This window comes from Candidatus Omnitrophota bacterium, from assembly GCA_028693815.1.
Classification (GTDB): Bacteria; Omnitrophota; Gorgyraeia; order Zapsychrales; family Aceulaceae; genus Aceula.
This window is the reverse complement of sequence record JAQUUP010000003.1, coordinates 13,138-34,755: the sequence shown is the minus strand read 5'-3', so window position 1 is coordinate 34,755 and position 21,618 is coordinate 13,138. Positions and strand designations below refer to the sequence as shown.

Annotated in this window: 24 protein-coding genes and 1 pseudogene; all 25 read left to right on the top strand. The window is 38.0% G+C overall.

Annotation, left to right across the window (positions count from 1 at the left end; translation table 11 throughout):
- Positions 1-9: 9 nt before the first annotated feature.
- The 25 genes and pseudogenes from purL to PHY73_01430 all read left to right on the top strand — a co-directional run bounded on the left by purL (position 10) and on the right by PHY73_01430 (position 21,618).
- The gene (gene purL / locus PHY73_01550) at positions 10-2,919 is read left to right on the top strand and encodes a phosphoribosylformylglycinamidine synthase subunit PurL (protein ID MDD3374393.1); all 2,910 of its coding nucleotides are present in this window, start codon (positions 10-12) and stop codon (positions 2,917-2,919) included.
- Between the two features lie 3 nt (positions 2,920-2,922).
- Entirely contained in the window at positions 2,923-3,603 is a 681-nt protein-coding gene (locus tag PHY73_01545) for a TIGR00730 family Rossman fold protein (GenBank protein ID MDD3374392.1), read from the top strand.
- Complete coding sequence (purQ, locus tag PHY73_01540) at positions 3,569-4,405, top strand: phosphoribosylformylglycinamidine synthase I (protein ID MDD3374391.1); 837 nt, start codon at positions 3,569-3,571, stop codon at positions 4,403-4,405. Before PHY73_01545 ends, purQ begins: the two co-directional genes overlap by 35 nt.
- 28 nt (positions 4,406-4,433) lie before the next feature.
- Positions 4,434-5,432, top strand: coding sequence for a phosphoribosylformylglycinamidine cyclo-ligase (gene purM, locus PHY73_01535; GenBank protein ID MDD3374390.1), 999 nt, complete (start codon positions 4,434-4,436; stop codon positions 5,430-5,432).
- Positions 5,429-6,730, top strand: coding sequence for a phosphoribosylamine--glycine ligase (purD, locus tag PHY73_01530; GenBank protein ID MDD3374389.1), 1,302 nt, complete (start codon positions 5,429-5,431; stop codon positions 6,728-6,730). Before purM ends, purD begins: the two co-directional genes overlap by 4 nt.
- 135 nt (positions 6,731-6,865) lie before the next feature.
- Entirely contained in the window at positions 6,866-7,354 is a 489-nt protein-coding gene (gene purE, locus PHY73_01525) for a 5-(carboxyamino)imidazole ribonucleotide mutase (protein ID MDD3374388.1), read from the top strand.
- A complete protein-coding gene (locus PHY73_01520; GenBank protein ID MDD3374387.1) occupies positions 7,351-8,406 on the top strand; it encodes an L-threonylcarbamoyladenylate synthase in 1,056 nt (351 codons plus the stop codon). The genes purE and PHY73_01520 overlap by 4 nt, the downstream gene beginning before the upstream one ends.
- On the top strand, positions 8,403-8,858 hold the full coding sequence (gene rpiB, locus PHY73_01515; protein MDD3374386.1) for a ribose 5-phosphate isomerase B: 456 nt from the start codon (positions 8,403-8,405) through the stop codon (positions 8,856-8,858). The genes PHY73_01520 and rpiB overlap by 4 nt, the downstream gene beginning before the upstream one ends.
- Positions 8,859-8,868: 10 nt before the next feature.
- Entirely contained in the window at positions 8,869-10,104 is a 1,236-nt protein-coding gene (locus PHY73_01510) for a serine hydroxymethyltransferase (protein ID MDD3374385.1), read from the top strand.
- A gap of 38 nt (positions 10,105-10,142) precedes the next feature.
- Entirely contained in the window at positions 10,143-10,331 is a 189-nt protein-coding gene (locus tag PHY73_01505; GenBank protein MDD3374384.1) for a hypothetical protein, read from the top strand.
- 195 nt (positions 10,332-10,526) lie between these two features.
- On the top strand, positions 10,527-10,988 hold the full coding sequence (gene nrdR, locus PHY73_01500; GenBank protein ID MDD3374383.1) for a transcriptional regulator NrdR: 462 nt from the start codon (positions 10,527-10,529) through the stop codon (positions 10,986-10,988).
- A 3-nt stretch (positions 10,989-10,991) separates the two neighbouring features.
- On the top strand, positions 10,992-11,402 hold the full coding sequence (locus PHY73_01495) for a bifunctional nuclease family protein (GenBank protein MDD3374382.1): 411 nt from the start codon (positions 10,992-10,994) through the stop codon (positions 11,400-11,402).
- Positions 11,403-11,435: 33 nt separating this feature from the next.
- Entirely contained in the window at positions 11,436-12,869 is a 1,434-nt protein-coding gene (locus PHY73_01490) for an HD domain-containing protein (GenBank protein MDD3374381.1), read from the top strand.
- A 429-nt stretch (positions 12,870-13,298) separates the two neighbouring features.
- Positions 13,299-13,715, top strand: coding sequence for an NUDIX hydrolase (locus PHY73_01485; protein ID MDD3374380.1), 417 nt, complete (start codon positions 13,299-13,301; stop codon positions 13,713-13,715).
- Positions 13,712-14,248 carry a nitroreductase family protein gene (locus PHY73_01480; GenBank protein ID MDD3374379.1) on the top strand — a complete coding sequence of 179 codons (537 nt, stop codon included), beginning with the start codon at positions 13,712-13,714 and terminating at the stop codon, positions 14,246-14,248. Before PHY73_01485 ends, PHY73_01480 begins: the two co-directional genes overlap by 4 nt.
- A 319-nt stretch (positions 14,249-14,567) precedes the next feature.
- Positions 14,568-14,735 carry a PLD nuclease N-terminal domain-containing protein gene (locus tag PHY73_01475; GenBank protein MDD3374378.1) on the top strand — a complete coding sequence of 56 codons (168 nt, stop codon included), beginning with the start codon at positions 14,568-14,570 and terminating at the stop codon, positions 14,733-14,735.
- A 104-nt stretch (positions 14,736-14,839) separates the two neighbouring features.
- On the top strand, positions 14,840-16,162 hold the full coding sequence (locus PHY73_01470; protein MDD3374377.1) for a YihY/virulence factor BrkB family protein: 1,323 nt from the start codon (positions 14,840-14,842) through the stop codon (positions 16,160-16,162).
- Positions 16,163-16,487: 325 nt separating this feature from the next.
- Positions 16,488-16,940: a hypothetical protein gene (locus tag PHY73_01465; GenBank protein ID MDD3374376.1), complete on the top strand. Its 453-nt coding sequence runs from the start codon at positions 16,488-16,490 to the stop codon at positions 16,938-16,940.
- Between the two features lie 41 nt (positions 16,941-16,981).
- Positions 16,982-18,561, top strand: a pseudogene (locus PHY73_01460) (elongation factor G).
- Between the two features lie 30 nt (positions 18,562-18,591).
- Entirely contained in the window at positions 18,592-18,918 is a 327-nt protein-coding gene (locus PHY73_01455; GenBank protein MDD3374375.1) for a hypothetical protein, read from the top strand.
- Between the two features lie 107 nt (positions 18,919-19,025).
- Positions 19,026-19,532: a pyridoxamine 5'-phosphate oxidase family protein gene (locus PHY73_01450; protein ID MDD3374374.1), complete on the top strand. Its 507-nt coding sequence runs from the start codon at positions 19,026-19,028 to the stop codon at positions 19,530-19,532.
- The gene (locus PHY73_01445) at positions 19,529-19,717 is read left to right on the top strand and encodes a hypothetical protein (GenBank protein MDD3374373.1); all 189 of its coding nucleotides are present in this window, start codon (positions 19,529-19,531) and stop codon (positions 19,715-19,717) included. Before PHY73_01450 ends, PHY73_01445 begins: the two co-directional genes overlap by 4 nt.
- 15 nt (positions 19,718-19,732) lie before the next feature.
- Positions 19,733-20,341 (top strand): DUF4126 domain-containing protein, encoded by a 609-nt coding sequence (locus PHY73_01440; GenBank protein ID MDD3374372.1) that lies wholly within the window; start codon positions 19,733-19,735, stop codon positions 20,339-20,341.
- Positions 20,338-20,727: a hypothetical protein gene (locus PHY73_01435; GenBank protein ID MDD3374371.1), complete on the top strand. Its 390-nt coding sequence runs from the start codon at positions 20,338-20,340 to the stop codon at positions 20,725-20,727. Before PHY73_01440 ends, PHY73_01435 begins: the two co-directional genes overlap by 4 nt.
- Before the next feature lie 120 nt (positions 20,728-20,847).
- Entirely contained in the window at positions 20,848-21,618 is a 771-nt protein-coding gene (locus PHY73_01430) for an SPOR domain-containing protein (protein MDD3374370.1), read from the top strand.

Below are 21,618 nucleotides of genomic sequence, written 5' to 3'. Positions count from 1 at the left end.
CCTCATTCTATGATTTGGCGCGTTGAAATAAAAGACAAGGAAAGTGTTTTTGATGCTGTAGGTCAAGCGGTTGCTTGCGACATACAGGATCTAGGCATTACATCGATTAGCAAAGTCCTTGTTGAGCAAGTTTTTTTGATCGATGGTCAGATTGCTTCAAAAGAAATCCACAAAATTTGCCGAGAATTACTCGTTGATCCTGTTGTTCAAGATTACGTGTGTTTTCAAGAAACTACACCTTCTTTATCTAAATTCGAACAAAAAGATTTTAAAACTGTTGAGATTGCTTATAATCCTGGCGTTATGGATCCCGTTGAAAAGTCTACTCTAAAAGGGATTAAGGACTTAGGCATCATGAACGTGTCTTCAGTGCGAACTGCGAAGAAATATCTTTTGTTCGGAAAGCCAACAGAAAAAGAGCTTGATATTATCATCAAACGGATTTTATCCAATAAGTTGATTCAGCATGTTGTCGATCATTCTTCTAAAACATCAAAACTGACTAAGAAAATAAAAGAAAAAAAAGATATCAAAGCCGTTGTCGTCGATATTTTAAATTTGAAAGATGAGGATCTTCTTAAGCTAAGTCAAAAAGGTCAGCTTTTCTTGAACTTAAATGAGATGAGAGAGATTCAGAAATATTTTCGAAAATTAAAGCGAAATCCTACTGATTGCGAAGTAGAAACGATTGCGCAAACATGGAGTGAGCACTGTCATCACAAGACATTTCGAGGGGACATTGAATATACTCATATTGAGAATGGAAAAAAGAAGACGTCCATGATTCGTAATCTTTTGAAATCAACGATTGTTAAAGCTACTTATGAAATTAACGCACCTTGGTGCGTATCTGTTTTTCATGATAATTCGGGTGTTATTAAGTTTGATAAAGATTCTCATGTATGTTTTAAAGTTGAGACGCATAATCATCCCTCTGCGCTAGAGCCTTTTGGTGGCGCTAACACAGGAATTGGTGGTGTTATTCGTGATTCTTTAGGGACTGGTTTGGGAGCTAAGCCAATTTGTAATACGGATATTTTTTGTTTTGCATCACCTGAGATGTCGTTTGAGGATTTGCCCGAAGGATCGTTGCACCCTAAGCGCGTGATGAAAGGCGTTGTTAATGGTGTTCGTGATTATGGTAATAAAATGGGTATTCCAACGGTAAACGGATCTATCCTTTTTGATGAGCGTTTTGTAGGAAATCCGCTTGTTTATTGTGGCACTGTTGGGATTTTGCCAAAAGATAAGGTAGAGAAAGAAGCGAATAAAGGAGATCTAATTGTTAGTCTTGGTGGGCGCACAGGCCGCGATGGTATTCATGGAGCAACTTTTTCTTCTGGAGAATTGACTGAAGAGTCTGAAACTGTTTCTTCTGGGGCCGTTCAGATCGGAGATCCAATTCAGGAAAAAAAGACACTGGATGTTCTTTTACAGGCAAGAGATCAGAATTTATATACATCAATCACTGATTGTGGAGCTGGAGGATTCTCTTCAGCAGTTGGCGAAATGGCTGAAAAACTTGGATGTCGTGTGGATTTAGACAAAGCTCCAACAAAATATGATGGATTAACATATGAAGAAATTTGGATTTCTGAATCGCAGGAGCGCATGGTTATTTCTGTTCCTAAAAAGAATATTAAGAAGCTCCTTGCGTTATGTTCATCAGAAAATGTTGAGGCAACTGTTATTGGCGAGTTTACTTCTACGAAAAGATTAGAGATTTTTTATAAAGGGGTTCAAGTTTGTGATTTGGATATGAAATTTTTGTATGATGGTATTCCTAAGATTGCCAAGAAAGCTATTTGGCAGCCACCAAAGGGAAAAGATCCTAAGAGACCTTTGGGTAAGAATCTAACAAAGAATTTAGAAAGTGTTTTGTCTCATTACAATGTTTGCTCTAAAGAAAATGTGGTACGTCGCTATGATCACGAAGTACAAGGTGGTAGCGTTATAAAGCCTTTTGTTGGGATTAATTGTGATGGGCCATCGGACGCAAGTGTTGTTCGACCAAAATTTGATTCAAAAAAAGGTATCGCTATTTCTAACGGTATCAATGTACGTTTTGGCATGATTGATCCTTATTGGATGGCAGCATCTTGTATTGATGAGGCGATTCGCCAAATTATCGTTGTTGGAGGAAGGCTTGATAATATTGCTATTTTAGATAATTTTTGCTGGGGTAATCCTGATAAGCCGGATCGCCTTGGTTCGCTTGTGCGAGCGGCGCAAGGATGCAGAGATGTCGCAATTGGCTACAAGACTCCGTTTATTTCTGGGAAAGATAGTTTTTATAACGAATATGCGCAAAAAGGAAAAACGATATCGATCCCTGGAACGATTCTGATTTCTGCGATGGGACTTGTTGATGATGTTGAAAAGACAGTGACCATGGATTTTAAGGAAGACGGTAATTTAATTTATGTGATTGGTGATACATTTAATGAAATGGGTGGTTCAATTTATTTGGATACTTTAGGAAGTCTGGGGATGAGTGTTCCAAAAGTGAACACGAAGACAGCTTTGAGAAATTTTAAAGCGGTTGAAAAGGCGATTGCTAAAAAGCTTGTTCGGTCTGCTCACGATTGTTCCGAAGGAGGCCTTGCTGTCGCTATCTCTGAAATGGCTTTTAGTGGCGGACTTGGTGCCACGATTTCATTGAAGAAAGTTCCATATAAAGATCAACAAAAACAAAATGATGTTATTTTGTTTTCTGAATCAAATTCAAGGATTGTTGTTGAAGTTGAGCCTAAGAATCAAGCTAGATTTGAATTGTTGCTCAAGGGTGTTTCTTTTGGGCTTATTGGTCGCGTCAAACAAGAAAAAGAAATGACAGTCTACGGGCTAGATGAAGAGATTTGTATTAAATCTAATATTAATGCGTTAAAACAAGTGTGGCAAAAAACTTTAAGGTGGTGAGATATGCAAAATAGAAGAAAAGTAAAAGATGATATTGTCACCATGGAAGACCCGTGGCGTGTTTTTCGAATTATGTCTGAATTTGTTGATGGGTTCGATGTTCTTTCGAAGGTTGGAAGAGCTGTTACAATTTTTGGTTCGGCACGTCTTGCGGTGGATCATGAAATGTATAAAAGAGCAGAAAAGACAGCGTATCTTTTAGGAAAAGAAGGATACACTGTTATTACTGGTGGTGGTCCAGGCATTATGGAAGCTGCTAATAAAGGCGCTAAAGAAGCTAAAGCGGAATCTGTGGGGCTTAATATCGAGCTTCCATTTGAGCAAGTTCCAAATCGCTTTATTACTTTGTTAGTTAATTTTCATTATTTCTTTTGCCGAAAGTTTATGTTTTTAAAATATGCAAAGGCATTCGTTATTTTTCCAGGGGGATTCGGAACTCTTGATGAATTCTTTGAAAGTGTTACTTTGATTCAAACAAATCGTATGCCAAGTTTTCCTGTTATCCTTGTTGGGTCAGAGTTTTGGGCAGGGATGATGAGTTGGCTTAAAAATACAGTTGCGAAAGAAAAATGTATTAGTGAAGAGGATTTTGATATCTTTAAAATTGTTGATACGCCTCAAGAAGTCCTTAAAGAGATAAAAAAGTTTTATGGTAAAGATAAAAAAAATGGCAAAAAACGCTAAGGTTATAGTTTTAAGAACAGCTGGAACAAATTGCGACAAAGAAACAGTATTTGCGTTTAAAGATAGCGGCGCGGATGTTGATTTGGTTCACATCAATATGCTTTTTGAAGGAAAAAAGAAATTGTCGGATTATCATATTTTGGCTCTTCCTGGTGGCTTTTCGTATGGTGACGACATTGCGGCTGGGCGCATTTTGGCCAATGAATTGCGCGTTAAGCTTGGCAAAGATTTAAAGAAGTTTATTAAAGATGGCAAACTTATTATCGGCATTTGCAATGGGTTTCAGATTTTAGTTAAGGCGGGTATTTTGCCAGGTAATTTTTCGGATGAGAAGCAAGAGTTTGAACAAACTACGACGCTGATGACAAATGATTCAGCCAAGTTCGAGGATCGATGGACGCATCTACAAGCGACAGGTCAATGTGTTTGGACAAAGGATATTGATGGAAAAGTTGTTTATTTCCCGGTTGCTCATGGTGAAGGAAAATTTATGTGCAAAACCGATGCGATTTTAAACAAAATTCAAAGTAACCGTCAGGTTGTTTTTCGTTATTGCACGAAGGACGGCAAAAAGGCTCTTTATCCAGATAATCCAAATGGGTCAGTAGATAATATCGCGGGAATCACAGATTCCACAGGGCGTGTGTTGGGTCTCATGCCTCATCCAGAAAGACATTTCTTTTTTACACAACATCCGTTTTGGACAAGATTTAAAACAAAGTCGCGCTATGGAGATGGTGCGAAGATTTTTCAGAACGGTGTTCAATATGTTAAAAAAAATTTATTATCTGCTATCTATTAATTAAGAATTAACATAAAGGGGTTTTTGTATGAAGAAAATGACCTATAAAACAAGTGGCGTGGATATTCAAAAGGCCAATATTTTTATTGATTCAATAGCTGACATGACAAAATCAACAATGAACGCTTCGGTGATTAGAAGAAAGGGGAGTTTTGGCAGCCTTTTTTCTTTTGATACGAAAAAATATAAGAAGCCTGTCTTGGTTGCGTCGACTGATGGGGTGGGAACAAAGTTGATGATTGGTAATGTGGCTAATAAGCACGATACGATAGGGATTGATTTGGTTGCAATGAATGTTAATGATGTTTTATGCACAGGGGCAAAACCGTTGTTTTTTTTGGATTATATTGCGTGCGGAAAACTTGATCCCAATGTGTTGACGAAAGTTATCAAAGGTATCGCTGAAGGGTGCCGGCAGTCTGGGTGTGGTCTTGTCGGCGGAGAAACCGCTGAGATGCCGGGAATTTACAAGCAAGATGATTACGATTTGGCTGGGTTTGCTGTGGGTGTTGTTGAAAAATCGAAGATTATTGATGGGTCTAAAATTAAAAAAGATAATGTTGTCATCGGCATTGCGTCTAGCGGGCTTCATTCGAATGGATTTTCTCTTGTGCGAAAAGTGTTTACGATTCCTGAACAAAGAAGTCTGAGTCAAGAGCTTTTGCGTCCGACTAAGATTTATGTTAAACCTATTTTAAAGTTAATCGAGAAGCATCGTATTAATGGTATTGCGCATATTACCGGTGGCGCCTTTTATGAAAAGTTAACAAAGATTTTGCCTAAGGGAAAATGTTTTGAAATTCAAAAAGGGAGCTGGCCTATGCCAAAAATCTTTGAAATTATTCAAAAAAGAGCAAAGATTTCTGATAAGGAAATGTTTACGACATTTAACATGGGTATCGGACTTGTCCTTGTTGTCGAACGCAAGGATGCGGCTTCTGTCCTATGTGATTTAAAAAAGAGCAAACTAGAGTGTTGGCAAATAGGGCGGGTTATCAATCATAATCAGAAGAGGATTATTTTATGAACGTCTTAGTTATTGGTTCTGGCGGCAGAGAGCACGCGCTGGTATGGAAACTAAAGCAGAGTCCAAAGGTAAAGAATATCTTTTGTGCTCCAGGCAATGGCGGCATTGAGAAAGACGCGAAATGTGTTGATATTAAAATTGATGATATTCAAGGATTGCGTGATTTTGCTCAAAAGAATAATATTGGTTTAACTGTGGTGGGCCCTGAGATTCCTTTGGTTGCTGGGATTGTAGATTCTTTTGAAGAAAAAGGATTGAAAATTTTTGGTCCAAGCAAGCAAGCAGCTCAACTGGAAGGAAGCAAAGTTTTTTCAAAAGAATTTATGAAGAAATACGATATTCCGACGGCTAGCTTTCAGAGTTTTGATGATGCTGAGAAAGCAAAGGCGTTCTTGGAAGATAAAGTTTTTCCCCTTGTTGTTAAAGCTGATGGACTGGCGGCTGGCAAAGGTGTTATGATTTGTCAAAATAAAGAAGAGGCAGAGCAGGCCTTGGATGAGATTATGCTTGAGAAGGTTTTTAGTGAGGCGGGTAACAGAGTGATTATTGAAGATTGTCTTGTTGGAGAAGAAGCCTCTATTTTAGCGATTAGCGACGGACATCAATTTGTTGTTTTAGATTCTTCTCAAGACCATAAGCGTATTTTTGATGAGGATATAGGACCAAACACAGGAGGGATGGGAGCTTATTCACCGACTCCGGTGATTACCAAAGAAAAATTGGTTGATATTGCCCTTAATGTTATTGGACCGACAATACAGGGCATGAAAGAAGAAGGGGCCCCATTCAAAGGTGTTTTGTACGCGGGGATGATGATGACGCAAGATGGTCCTATGGTTTTGGAATTTAATGTGCGTTTTGGTGATCCTGAAACACAAGCTATTTTACCACGTCTAAAAACTGATCTTTTGGATGTTTTTTTGTCTGCTTGCAATGGGTCTCTTCACGAAATAAGACTTGAATGGGACAAGGGGACTTGTGTTTGCGTTGTGATGAGTTCTCGAGGATATCCTGGAGTTTATGAAAAAGGAAAAGTGATCAAAGGTTTATCCGATGTTCAGGAGTGTGCAGATACGATTGTGTTTCATGCAGGAACAAAAAAACAGAACGATCAGATCGTCACTTGCGCAGGACGGGTGTTAGGAGTGACAAGCCTTGGCAATGATATTGAACAGGCTATTGTTAAAGTTTATAATGCTGTTGAAAAAATTCAATTTGAAGGATGTTTTTTCAGACGAGATATTGGTGAAAAGGCGTTAAAGCGTAAGGAAGAATTGTCCGAAAAAAGAATTTATTGATCTGTGTTGCATTGAAGAATTTATTTAAGGAAGTCAAAGGATTCTGGTTTTTTAGGAAAATGAAGGTGTTAATATTGGTTTTATTTAATTTTTAATTTTTTTTAAGAAAAAGACCAATCGCAGGAGGGGGTGAAGATGAAAAATCCAAAAGTTATTATAGTCATGGGAAGTCAATCTGATTGGCCAACACTGACAGAAACAGCAAAAATTTTAAAAGATTTTAAAGTGTCTTTTGAGGTCAGGGTTTTATCGGCGCATCGAACGCCAGAAGAAACAGCTTTTTATTCGGTTGGACTTGAACGCCGTGGCGTTCAAGTTGCGATTGCTGCAGCTGGTGGCGCGGCTGCGCTTGCAGGCGTGGTTGCAGCGCATACATCGATTCCTGTTATTGGGATTCCCATTGAAGCCTCGTCGCTCAATGGTATGGATTCTTTGCTTTCAACAGTCCAGATGCCTCCGGGAGTTCCTGTGGCAACGGTTGCGATTGGAAAAATGGGTGCAAAAAATGCGGCCTATCTTGCGATAAGAATTTTAGCGCTTAATGATCAGTTGTTGAATGCAAAGCTTAAGAAATTTAAAAAAGAGCAAGCAGATAAAATTAAAAAAATAAAAATTGTATCGTGAAAACAAAAAGAATAGAAATTGATTCTAATCAAATTGATTTAGAGAAAATTTCGCAAGCCAGTGCTGTTATTCAAGCGGGAGGCTTGGTTGTTTTTCCAACGGAAACGGTATATGGTGTTGGCGCGAATTATTTTGATCCTAAGGCGATGCAGGCGTTGCGTGAGGTCAAACAGAGAGCGGAGGATAAACCGTTTTCCGTATTGATTCCAACAAAAGAGTTTTTTGATGATTTAGCCGTGCCGATGGATGTTTCGGTCTATAAAATTATTGATGCCTTTTGGCCGGGACCGTTAACAGTTGTTGTCCCTTCACGCGATGGGAAAACAATTGGTCTTCGAATGACGAGTCATCCTGTTGCCTCTGAACTGGTTTGGCAGTCACGTTGCGTGGTGGCGGCTCCATCAGCAAACGTAGAAGGCGACGACCCGGCGACAAATTGCGATCAAGCCCTTGAAAAATTAGAGGGATTGGTTGAAATGGCCATTGATTCTGGGGCCTCTGAAATTGGACAGGCATCAACCATCTTAGATCTAACAAGTGGTCGAAAGATTCTTCGTCAGGGTCCGATTAGCGAACAAGACATTGATGTTGAAGCAAGCAAGAAGCATGTTCTTTTTGTTTGCACGGGAAACAGCTGTCGGTCTGTTATGGCAGAATACTTTTTAAGAGAAATATTGGCTGGCAGAAAAGATGTTGAGGTTTCTTCGGCGGGAACGAGTGCTTTTTTAAGTGGCGGACCAACAGAACAGACGATTCGAACGCTTGAAAAAGAAGGCATTAATGCTTCAAATCATCGCGCACGATGTTTAAATAAAATTATGACTAAAAAAGCGGATTTGATTCTGGCGATGACATCGATGCATCGGTATCAAGTTGTTAGTTTTGATTCTCAGGCAACAAACCGTACGTATCTATTAAGAGAATTTGCTAAAACAACAGCAGGAGAGTATGATTTAGGGGTTCCCGATCCTATTGGGCAAGGCGCGCAAACATATGATGAGTGCGCAAAAGTCATTAAAGAATCTGTGGAAAGAATTGTGGAGTTGATATGAGAATTTATATTGGAGCGGACCATAGAGGCGTTTTGCTTAAGAATCAAATTGTTGATTTTTTGGGCAAAAAAGATATTGATGTTATTGATGTAGGCTCTCATGACCCTAAGAAGCCTTGTGATTATCCAAAATTTTCTTTTCGCGTTGCTCAAAGTGTTGCAAAAGATAAAAATGCTCGAGGTATTCTTGTTTGCATGACGGGCATTGGTCACTCTATAGCAGCTAATCGTGTTATTGGGGCTAGAGCGGCGTTGTGCTACAACAAGAAAGCAGCAAAATTATCGCGTGCGCATAATAATGCAAATATTTTAGTATTAGGATCAGAATTTGTTACGCATAAAGAGATTTTTCAAATTTTAAATATTTGGCTTACAACACCATTTGAAGGCGGACGTCATTTGAGACGCATTAATCAGATTGATCGAATAAGCAAAAAGAAGTGTTGTGGATAGGAGAAGTGTTATGGATGATTTAAAAGAAAAAGATAATAAAGTTTTTGATGCGATCCAAAAAGAAATTAAGCGTCAAAATAATAATATTGAGCTGATTGCTTCTGAAAATTTTGTTTCAAAGGCTGTTTTAGAAGCGCAAGGGTCTGTTATGACTAACAAATATGCTGAAGGATATCCAAAGGCTCGTTGGTATCATGGATGCGAAAATGTTGATGTTGTCGAACAGCTTGCCATAGATCGTGCTAAAGAGATTTTTGGAGCAGAGCATGCTAACGTGCAGCCACATTCTGGATCGCAAGCCAATATGGCAGTTTGTTTAGCTGCGCTTAAAAACAATGATACATTAATGGCGCTTGACTTAGCTTGTGGCGGACATTTAACACATGGACATAAGATTAATTTTTCAGGACGCATGTATCATATTGTTAGTTATGGTGTTGATAAAAAAACAGAAATGATTAATTATGATGAGATTTTAAAATTGGCGAAAGAGACAAAGCCTAAAATGATTATTGCCGGTGCTTCAGCTTATTCGCGCACTATTGATTTCAAGAAATTTCGTGAAATTTGTGATGAGGTTGGTGCTTATTTAATGGTGGATATGGCGCATATTGCAGGACTTGTAGCTGCGGGGCTTCATCCGAATCCTGTGCCTTATGCTGAATTTGTTACGACTACGACGCACAAAACGTTGCGCGGCCCTCGAGGGGGAATGATTTTATGTCGCAAAGAATTCGCCAAGAAAATTGATTCTGCCATTTTCCCTGGCGTTCAGGGCGGGCCTTTAATGCATGTGATTGCTGCAAAGGCTGTTTGTTTTAAAGAAGCTTTGGAGGATGGTTTTAAGGAATATCAAAAACAGGTTGTGGTTAATGCAGCTACGATGGCGAGTGTTTTAGCAGAAAAAGGGTATCGCATTGTCGCTGGTGGCACAGATAATCATTTGTTTATGGTTGATCTTCGTACGAAGAAAACAACAGGACGTGATGCTGCTGATGCGCTCGATAAGGTGTGCATTACGGTTAATAAGAATTTGATTCCATATGATTCTGAGAAACCAACAATTACAAGTGGTATTCGTATCGGGACTCCTGCCGTTACAACGCGCGGCATGAAAGAAGATCAGATGAAGCAAATTGCAACATTTATTGATGATGCGGTTACGCATAAGGGCGATGAGAGTGTGCTTAAGAAAATTAAGTTGGATGTAGAAAAATTAACAGCAAAGTTTCCGCTGTATAAGTAAAAAATCCCGCGTTGTTTTTTTAAAATGTTTTTGGGATAATGTTCAAGAATCTAAAAGTTGAGAATCCTGACACGTTTTGTGTGTTTGATAAAAGGGACAAGCCGAATGAAATTTGGCAGCTCCAAGGAAGTCCCCGAGCATTTTTTCGAATGCGTGAGGATGGCATCGGTCAGCAGGTTTACGTTATTTTATTCCGCAAACCTAGGCCTCCTTGGGATCAGGCTTAAAATTAAATGTTCAATATCCCGATACCCTTCGGGTACGGGATCAGGTTCAAAATTAAATGTTCAACATCCCGATACCCTTCGGGTACGGGATTGGGTTCAAAATTAAATGTTCAATATCCCGATACCCTTCGGGTACGGGATAAATTCGCTCAGCGAGCTTATGTTCGCTGTGCTCCATAAGCTCGGAGCTCATTTATGCGTTGTCCGAAATGCCAATATAAAGAAACAAAAGTTGTTGATTCTCGTTTAAATAACGATGGGACCTCAATTCGTCGTCGAAGAGAATGTCTAAAGTGCGAAGATCGTTTCACAACTTATGAATATGTTGAGCAAGTTCCTTTGATGGTTGTTAAGTCGGATAGTCGTCGGCAGGCCTTTAACCGTGCAAAAATTTTATCGGGCATTGTTAAAGCTTGCGAAAAGCGACCTATTAGTATGGATAAAATGGAAGAAGTAACGTCAGAAATTGAACGTTTAGTTCAAAAGAAGAATGATCGTGAAGTTAATTCTAAAGATATTGGCGAGCTGATTATGGAAAAACTTGCGCTTTTAGATGATGTTGCTTATGTTCGGTTTGCTTCTGTTTATCGGCAATTTCGCGATGTGAATCAATTTGTTAATGAGCTGAGTCATTTGCTCCAAAAAGGAAAAAAGTAGCTGATGAGTTTGATTGAAGTTGATTTGAATAAAATCATTATTGATGAGAAAAGGCAAGATCAGGTTATTGTTCTGAAAGAGCGAGGAGGAACTCGTCAATTTCCTATTATGATTGGTCTCGTGGAAGCATCTAGCATCAAAATGAAATTATCCAATCTTGAATTACCGCGACCGATGACCCATGATTTGATTATTTCTATTCTAGAGGGACTTGAGGCAACACCTAAAAAACTTGTTATTGATAAGATTGTTGATCATACGTTTCATGCCAAATTAGTTGTTGAGACCGCTAGCGGTGTAACTAAAGAAATTGATTCGCGACCTTCGGATGGCGTGGCTTTGGCTGTTCGCGCGCAAATACCGATTTTTGTTGAAGAAGAAGTTTTGAAAAGCACAGAAATTCCAAAGTTCTGAAAGCTTTAAGAACATTAATACTGATCGCATATCATGCCTGAGCAAACACTACCTAATCTTTCCCCATTTATTAAAATATTAAATGCTATTACGAAAAAAAATCACGTTGATGCTTTTTTAGTTGGAGGAGCTTTGCGTGATCTCTATCTCTGTCGCGAGGTTGTTGATTTTGATTTTGCAACGAGCAAAAATGCTATTAAGATTGCTAAGATTTTTGCTAAAGAAATTAAGGGTGCTTTTGTTCTTTTAGATGAAGAGCATAATTGTGCACGCGTTGCCCGTAAGCAGAAGGGAAAGTTGTTAACATTTGATTTTGCAGACTTTCGAGCTAAAGATTTAAAAGGGGATCTTTCTCATCGGGATTTTACTATTAATACGATTTCAGTTGATATTAAAAATATTTACAACGATACAAATATTTTAAAACAGGCCAAAGACTACAAAAAAGGTCTTAAAGACATTAGATCTAGAACAATTAAGATGGTGTCTAAAAAAGTTTTTGCGGAAGATCCGTTGCGTATGTTGCGCGGCTTTAGTCTACAGGCTGTTTTGGACTTTAAGATTGAAGCAAAAACAAAAGCACAGATCAAAAAAGACCTTTTGTTGATAAGTCAGGTTGCTCGTGAGCGCGTACGTGAAGAATTTTTTAAGATTTTATCATCTAAAAATGCTTATAAAAATCTAAAGCAAATGCATTCGATTGGTCTTTTGGAGAGGATTATTCCTCAGATTGCTTCAATGCGATATATTTCTGGGGGAGGATATCATCACTTGTCTTTAATGGATCATAGCTTTGAATCTGTCCGTCAGGTTGAGAAATGTTTTTTAGAGTTTTCTGATAATGAGAAAGTTTCGGAGTATCTAAATGAAGAGTTGGCTTGCGGTAGAAAGCGTTTTGCTTTGATCAAGCTCGCAGCCCTTTTGCATGATGCTGGAAAACCAGAAACCTATAAAAAAGAGCGCAACAAGATAACGTATCATGGCCACGAGCATGTTGGCCGTTATATTGTGCGTAATATTGCAAAAATGTTAAAAATGTCTGTGAACGAAAGAACAGCGCTTGAGATAATGGTGGGCCATCATTTAAGGCCAGGATATTTATCAAATTTTAAGAATCCAACACCGCGTGCAATCTTTCGATTTTTTCGTGATGTAAAAGAAGAGGCGATAGGCGTTTTGCTTTTATCTCTTTCGGATCAACGCTCAACAAGAGGACCTCTGACAACAGAAAAGGATCAAGAGCATCATGAAGAAATTATTTATGGGCTTATTTCTAAATATTTTGAAGAAGAAAAAAAAGAAAAGAAAGTGCGTATTTTAACGGGCGATGATCTCATTAAAACTTTGAAGCTTAAGCCATCTCCAGTTTTTGCGAAGATTTTAGTGCGTATTGAAGAAAAATATGCATTGGGCGAAATTAAAACAAAAAAACAAGCTCTTGATATTGCAAGAGTGATGATAAAATAAATTGGGATAAATTCGCTGAGCGAACTTATGTTCGTTGACATTTTATAAGCTTGGAGCTCATTTATGGAACGTATTCAACAAACCGATATTGACGTTGTATTAGAGAAAGCAAAGAATATTGATGCTGATTTTGTCGGAAGCTTTTTGGATGTTAATAAAATTGATAGTTCGCTTTCTTTACAAGAAAGAGAAGCGCCTATTCGAAAGATTTGCCGCGATATTTTAGAAAAAAGTAATAACGAAAAACACAAAACCGTTGTTTTAGATATTATCCTACCTAAAAACTTTCCAGCCGTTGGTCTAACGCGCATTGTGACTCAGGAAATTTATCGATTGCTTAAGAATGGTAAAGCGCTTTTAGAAAGAATCATCATTGCCGTCGACAATAAAGAGCTTCTAGAAGTCTTTGAAAAAGAAGTTTATGGTTATATTCATCATTTGCTTAAACATCTAGCTGGCGAGCCGTATTGCACGGTAGACGCGATTATCGAAAGGCCTGAAGGCCTTGTGATTATTGAACGAAGCAATCCGCCTTTTGGCTGGGCTTTGCCCGGAGGGTTTGTTGAGCCTGGCGAAAGTCTAGAAGCCGCAGTAGTAAGAGAAGCCAAAGAAGAAACAAATTTAGATCTTGAAGATTTGAGACAATTTCATACTTATTCTGACCCGAGCCGTGATCCGCGGTTTCATACAATTGATACCGTTTTTGTTGCCAAAGGAGTTGGAACGCCGCAATCAGGTGATGATGCTCAAAATTTAAAGATCGTGCCTTACGATAAACTTTTAGAAGGCATGTATGCGTTTGATCATAAGGAAATTATTAAAACTTATCTCGAGCAAAGAAAATGAATTTTTTAAATCTTTCTAAAAAACGCCAAAGTTGTAGAAAATATTCTGATGCTCCTGTTCCTAAAGAAGTTTTAGAGAGGTGTGTTGAGGCGGCGCGCTTAGCCCCATCGGCATGCAATTCTCAGCCCTGGCGATTTATTGTCGTTGCCGAGACGGAACTTAAGAACAAGTTAGCTGATGCGGCTTTTTCTGGTGTGCACACGATGAATAGCTTTGCAAAAAATGCGCCGGTTTTAGTTGCTGTTGTAACCGAGCGGTCAAAATATGCAGCGCAATTAGCGGGTCATTTTCGTGGGACGCAATATAGCTTGATTGATTTAGGGATCGCAGGTGAACATTTTTGTTTACAGGCCGCCGAAGAGGGGCTAGGAACTTGTTGGCTTGGATGGTTTAATCAAAGAGGTGTAAAAAAAGTGTTGGGGCTTTCAAGAAAAGATCAAATTGATATTATGTTTAGCGTGGGATATCCGCAAGGCGATGGTTTGCGTGAGAAGATAAGAAAAGATGTGGTTGAAATTTCTGAATTTCGATAAAGATCTTAGATAGTTGTGGTAGTTCTTTGTGCTTGACGATTCTTTGAAAAATAAGGTATATTAAGGCATTGTTCAGCATTGCTTAAGAAATTAAATATGGAAACCCTAAGGAAGTCTCCGCGCATTTTTTGAACGCGCGAGGATGGCGTCGGGTTAGCAGATTTACGTTATTTTATTCCGCAAACCTGGACCTTCTTGGGATAACGTTCAAAGCCAAATGTTAAGAACTTCGATGCCTTTCAGGCACGGAGTAAATTCGCACAGTGACTTATGTTCATTAGCTTTCCATAAGACACGTGCTCATTTAAAGGCGGAAGTGATGGGTACTTTACTAGGTTTAGTAGTTTTGGTTTTAGATGTTTTAGCTATTGTTGATTGTATTAAAACCATCAAGGATACAGGCAAGAAGGTTCTTTGGATTGTTTTGATTCTTATTCTTCCGGTGGTTGGTTTGATTCTTTATTATCTTGTTGGAAAAAAGAAATAAAGGTTGCAAGGTTTGTTGTTAGGTTTAGGGGGGAGATATTTTCTGAGAATCAAGAAGCATCTCCCCTAATTTCCTTTTAATAATGTCTTAACTGAAAGTTAAACATGGCCAACATTTCAAAGTTTGTTCGATTTTTAAAAACGGATATTTGGCGTATTCGTGCCAACAAGCTCCCAAAAACAAAATTTTTCTTAATCCAGCAGTTGAGAATTGTTTTATTAGCTTTGCGCGGATTTAATGAGGATAAATGTCAGCTTAGAGCATCAGCCTTAACTTTTTATTCTTTGCTTTCCGTTGTGCCGGTTGTTGCCATGGCATTCGGAATTGCGAAAGGGTTTGGTTTTGAATCAATGCTTGAAGCACAGCTGTATAATCGCTTGCCTGGGCAAGAAGAAATTGTCGCTCAAATCATAGGGTTTTCGAATGCGTTTTTAGAAAATACAAGAGGTGGGCTCATCGCAGGAATTGGTGTGGTTATTTTGTTTTGGACAGTCATTAAAGTTTTAGGAAACATTGAAACATCTTTTAATGATATTTGGGGTATTAAAAAAGGAAGAGGGTTCAGCCGAAAGTTCAGTGACTATCTTTCCATTATGTTAATTTGCCCGATTCTTTTGATTATGTCGAGTAGTGCAACAGTTTTGGTCGCGAGCCAAATTACGGCGATTACTCAAAGAATTGAAATTTTAGGCGCTGTTGCACCGTTTATATTTTTCTCTCTTAAGCTTTTGCCGTTTGTTGTGATTTGGGTTATGTTTACTTTTATTTATATTTTTATGCCAAATACTAAAGTTAAGCTCTCTTCAGCATTAATGGGTGGCGTTATTGCTGGAACTGTTTACCAAATTGTGCAATGGGCCTATATAAACTTTCAAATTGGGGCCAGTAAATATGGTGCGATTTATGGTAGCTTTGCTGCTTTGCCGCTTTTTTTGGTATGGCTTCAGGTGAGTTGGCTCATTGTTCTTTTTGGCGCAGAAGTTTCTTTTGCAAAGCAGAATGTTGACACATATGAATTTGAACCAGATTGTTTAAAAGCTAGCCGATCTTTTAGAAGATTTATGGCGTTGGCTATTACGCATTTGTGCATCAAGCATCTTTATAAAGGAGATTTGGCCCCTAAAGCTGAAGAAATTTCACATGTTTTAGAGTCGCCAATACGTTTAACAAATGAAATTTTATTTAATTTAACAGAGGCTGGTGTTTTAGCTGAAGTTAAAAGAGATGATGGGGCTACAGGATATCAGCCGGCACGTAACATTGAACTTTATACAATAAAGAATGTTGTAAAGATGATCGATGATAGGGGAGTGGACAGTATTCCTGTTGTTTCAACGAAAGAAATGAATAAGATTTCGGATTGTCTAAAGGGTTTGGAGCAGGCAATTGAAACATCTAAAGATAATTTGAATTTGAAAGATATTTAGCGGCAAGTAAAAAGAATTTCTTGCCAAGTATTTAAAAAAGGAATAAAATAGCGTCACTTGACCTAGCGACAGGAGGCTTCCAGGTTATGAATGTTCGCTTAAAAAATATTTAGAAATTTTAAGGGCAGCTCTTTACAGAGCTGCCCTTTTTAATTATTAAGTATTTTAAAGTTCTGAGCCCTTTTCAATTAAGGGAGGCTGCGTTATGAATGTTAATAAAATACTAAATAAAGATTTTTAGAGGGGCAACTCTTGTGAGTTAAGAGTTGCCCCTTTTCTGTTATTCGGTAAAAAATTTATTAATCATAAAAAGCGGGAGGTGCGGATGAAACGATTTGTTAATGTTCATAAAGGAGAAGCCACTGCTGGCCGAGGAGAGGTAATTTTGAAGTCAGATATTCGAGATCGTTCTTGTTTTGCGATTGTGGCAAGAGATCCGATGCATAAGATTGGAGCAATTGCCCATGCAATGTTTCTTCATAGTGTGCATAAAGAAAAAACAGATCCTATTCTTGCGAAAGATGCTCGAGAGTCGATCGATAAAATGATTTCTAATATGACTCTTCTTGGGGCAGCATCAGACGACATCGAAGTTTCTCTTGTGGCTGGCGAGAATGTTGATCATCAAAAAGATGATTTTGAGTATGATGAAGAAGTAGATCGAATTTTTAATATCTTAAAAGAGCGACGCATTAGGTGTCGTGAAGTTTCTGCTGTTGATGTCGGTCATAAGCATGTTATGTTAGACGTAGAAACAGGTGATATTTCGTATGCTTAGAACATATTGTGATTATAAAAATTAAAAGAGGGGAAATGATTATGGAAGCCAAATTTAAGCGCGACATTGCATTAGTTGGACACGCTCATTGCGGTAAGACGTCGCTTGCGGAAAGCATTTTGTTCGTTAGCGGATCAATTACGCGCAAAGGTGATGTTCAAAAAGGAAGCTCGATTAGTGATTTTAATGATGATGAGATTGAGCGTCAGATCTCGATTAACGCTAGCATGCTCACCGTAAAATATAATAATTATCAAATTCAAATCATAGATACTCCTGGATATTCTGATTTTATTGGCGAGACAATTTCTGCCTTAAGAGTTGTAGATTCAGCTATTGTTATCGTGGATGCCGTCAATGGTGTTGAAGTTGGAACTGAGGATGTTTGGCAGCGGCTTCAAGAACGATATATTCCTCGCATTATTTTTATTAATAAAACAGATAAAAATGAAGTTAATATAGACGAAACTATTGCTTCAATCAGAGAGCAGCTTTCATCTAAGGCAGGTGTTGTTGATTACAATGATCCTCAGTTTATTGAGTCTGTAGCAGAGACGGATGATGAGCTGATTGAGAAGTATTTAGAGGTGGGAACTTTGTCTGAAAATGAAATTAAGCAAGCTCTTCATAAAGCTGTTTCGCAGGCAAAATTCTTTCCTATTTTTTCTGGAAGCGCTTTGACGGATGCGGGAATTAAAGACCTTTTAAATGGGATCGTTGCATATTTGCCTTCTCCAGTTGAGCATCCAGAATTTGAAGCACATCTCCAGAATTCTGAAGAAATCAGGCGCATCAAGCCGTTAGATCAAGCTCCTTTGACAGGGTATGTTTTTAAGTCGATGTTTGATCCTCACCTTGGGCATTTGTCTTTGGTCCGCATTTTAAGTGGAAAAATGACAGCAAATTCGTCATTCTTTAATGTTAATCAAAACACAAGAGAAACGGTTGGCTCTATTAGTATATTACAAGGAAAAGAGCAAATTAGTGTTACAGAAGCAAGTTGTGGCGATATTGTTGCTTTGCCAAAACTTAAAAATACGCATGTGTGTGACACGTTGTGTGAAAACAAGGAAAGAATTATTTTTGATCCGATTAAATTTCCTGAGCCATCTATTTCGGCGTCGATTAAACCTAAAACACGTTCGGATGAAGAGAAGATTTCAGCAAGTTTACATCGCATGTGCGAGGAAGATCATACGTTTCGATCTTATCGAGATAATGATACAAACGAACTTATTGTTTCTGGTGTCGGTGATCTTCATCTTAAAGTTATGTTGGAAAGAATGAGAATGCGCTATCATGTTGACGTAGATCTTGGCACGCCTAAAGTTTCTTATCGAGAAACTATTTCAAGAACAGCGCGCGCTCGCCATAAATATAAGAAACAATCTGGTGGACGTGGACAGTACGGAGATGTTGAGCTTGAAGTTAAGCCATTGTCAAAAGATGGAGCAGAGTTTGAGTTTATTAATAAGATTTTTGGTGGGGCAATTCCGAGAAATTATATTCCTTCTGTTGAGAAAGGGGTACGACAGGCTGTTCATGATGGCGTTTAGCTGGTTTTCCAATTCAAAATATTCAAGTGACTGTTTTGGATGGATCGTTTCATGCTGTTGATTCATCTGATATGGCATTTCAGATTGCAGCTGCAATGGCTTTGAGAGAAGCGGTTAAATTGGCAGGACCGGCTTTGCTTGAACCAATTATGGAAGTTTCCATTGTTATTCCAGACGAATTTCTAGGTCAGATTACAAAGGATCTTAGTTCTCGCAGGGGACGAATTATGGGATCTGAAGTTAGAGTTAAGAAGCAAATTTTAAAAGCTCATGTGCCGCTTTCGGAAATGTTTAAATATGCGACGGATCTTCGCTCTGTCACTGCAGGTCGAGGAACTTATAGCATGAAGTTTTCTCATTACGAGAAATCTCCAGAAAAAGTGGTATCGCAAGTTGTTGGTCAAAAGGCCAAGAAAGAATAAGGGGTTATAATGCAGTAAAAAAAGGGCAAACCGCTTGTTGCGGTTTGCCCTTTTTATCTTTATAATATTTCTTGTTGATTAAACATAAAAAGGGTAGAATATTTTTTATGCGTATTGATGAATTTAAAAAACTTTTAAATAAGATTCAGTTTTTAAATGTGGCAACTGTTAATGCTGATGGGCATCCCAATGCCGCGCCTAAAATGATTTTAAAAACATTGGATGAGTTTATTTATTTAATTGATTGCACGATTGGGAAAACATGGGAGAATTTAAACCGTGATTCTAGCGTTTCCCTATCTTTTGTAGATGAAAAATCATTAAAAGGGTATCAAGTTAAGGGAAAAGGCAAAATTATTGAAGGCCATGCGATTTGTCAACAGCTTATTGATGATCTGCAGGAAAAAGAAATGGCTCTAACAGTTAAACGTGTTATTGATGGTGTTCGAGAGAAGAAAATTCATGAAGATTTTGAAATGGGCATGTCAGATAAATTTGTTATTTTTAAGATTGAAATTTTAGAGGTTGTTGAAATCGGATATAAGGGAAATCTGGCAAGGAAAGATTTTAAGGCGTTACTTTTGAATGAACAAATTAAGGAGCTTGAGAAATGAAAAAAATAATTACTATTCTTTTTTTGCTTTCAACAGTCGTTGGATGCGCATTTATTTATAATAAAGATGAAACCATTAAGTCTGTTGGAGTTGAAAAACCGGAAGCTAAAGAGATTTTAGATCAGATACGAAATAAGCCTGATTCTGAAAAGATAAAAGTTTGGCCTCGGGATAATAAAAATTAATAGAAAGAATTTCGGATGGAATCATTAGGCGCTATTCCTGTTGTTCTTGGTGGGTCTTGGGGGTCAGGTGTTAATCTTTATTTAACGACGGCAGGTCTTGGTATTGCACAGAGGCTGCACTTGATCGAACTTCCTGGCAGTATGGATATCTTAGCCCATCCTCTAATTATTGTTGCAGCGCTTTTACTTTATGGGATTGAATTCTTTGCGGATAAAATTCCTTATGTTGATTCAGCGTGGGATAGCATTCATACTTTTATTCGACCAGCTGGTGGAGCAGCTTTAGGTTATATGGCGGCAGCAGGAGCAGGACCTGCGCTGCAAATACCTGTTGCTCTTTTGGCAGGTGGCGTTACCCTTGAGTCCCATTTAACTAAAGCCACGGCGCGCGCGGCTATCAACACATCACCAGAGCCTATTACAAATTCTGTGGCAAGCGTTACTGAGGATGTTTCTGTTGTTGGTATTTTGTATTTGATTATTAACCATCCTGTGATTGCTAGTATTGTTGTTATTTTATTTATTTTTGTTTCTATATGGTTTTTAAAGAAAATGTTTCGATTCTTAAAGCGTATTTTTAACCCATCTAAGAAAGAAGAAATTCAGCCACAGGTTTCAGGATGATGAGGATTTTTAAGCTTTTTCTTTTCTTTTTCTTTTTAATTCCATTGATATGTTTTGGGTTTGAAGAAGATCTTAATCCTAAAGAAGCAAATTTGAAAGATGTTCCTTTGGGCATGGAAGCGGTTGAGATTACTGATGGAAGCCGTGTTGTTGTTCCTATGGGAGCTAAGGTTGAGAAGGTTGGAGCACAGATTATTGTAGAAAAAGATGCAGAATATTTTTCGCGCCGATTTTATGAAATAATGCAGGAAATTGAAAGTTTAAAGGAATCTGTGCTCGTTCTGCAAGGTCAAGTTGAAAAGCTTAATCAAACTACTGAAGAACATAAGCAATCTGATAATCAAATGATTAAAGTAGAGGGAAAGAGCGAGCAGCAAGAGTTTTAAATAATGTTTCGAGTTTTTTAGCCTTGCATGTTGTTTTCGGTTTTGTTTTTAATTTATTGTAAATGGAGGAAATTGAGCATTCTCTGTTAGAAATTATCATTTTTTGTTAAAATAGAATCCATGAAAAGAATAATTATTTATATATTTATCGGTTTTTGTATTTTCTTTTTAAGAAATGCTAATTATGTTTGCGCAGCGACCCTTGATGATGTAAAAACTTCAATCTTAAGAGAAGATTTTGGGCAGGCACGCATTTTAGCAAAAGAAGCGTTGTTAGGGCCTGTTACTCGTAATCAAGAAAATGAGATAAAATATTATGCTGCGTTAAGCGATTTGTATTTAGGTGATTATCAACAGGCGCGGGATATTTTTCAAAGTATTGTAAAGGAAACCTCAAACAGCGATCTTTATGATCAATCAAGTATTGGGATTATCAATACGTATTTCTTGGAAGGTCATTATGACCAGGTTTTAAAGAAGACTGATCAGCTTTTAGAAAATCGCAGAGACTCAAACTTTTTAAGTTTAATTTATCTTAAGAAAGCTCGTGCAAATTTAAGGCTTGCTCGATGGGATGAGGCACGAAAAATTTTGCGCAAGATCGAAGAAGAGTTTCCTGATAGCCTTGAGGCCTTTACGGCAAAACAGCTTTTAGAAGAGAAGCAGTATTTTGCTGTTCAAGTTGGTGCTTTTTTAGATCAAAATCGAGCTGAAAAACTTGTTTCAGAGCTGAAATCAAAAGGACAATATGGGTATATTGTTGAGACAATAGATAAGAATGGAAAAAAGTTTTATCGTGTTCGTATCGGAGAAACAACTTCTTTGGAAAAAGCGAGAAATCTTCGAAATAAACTCGCTGATATTGGGTATCCTACCATTATTTATCCTTAA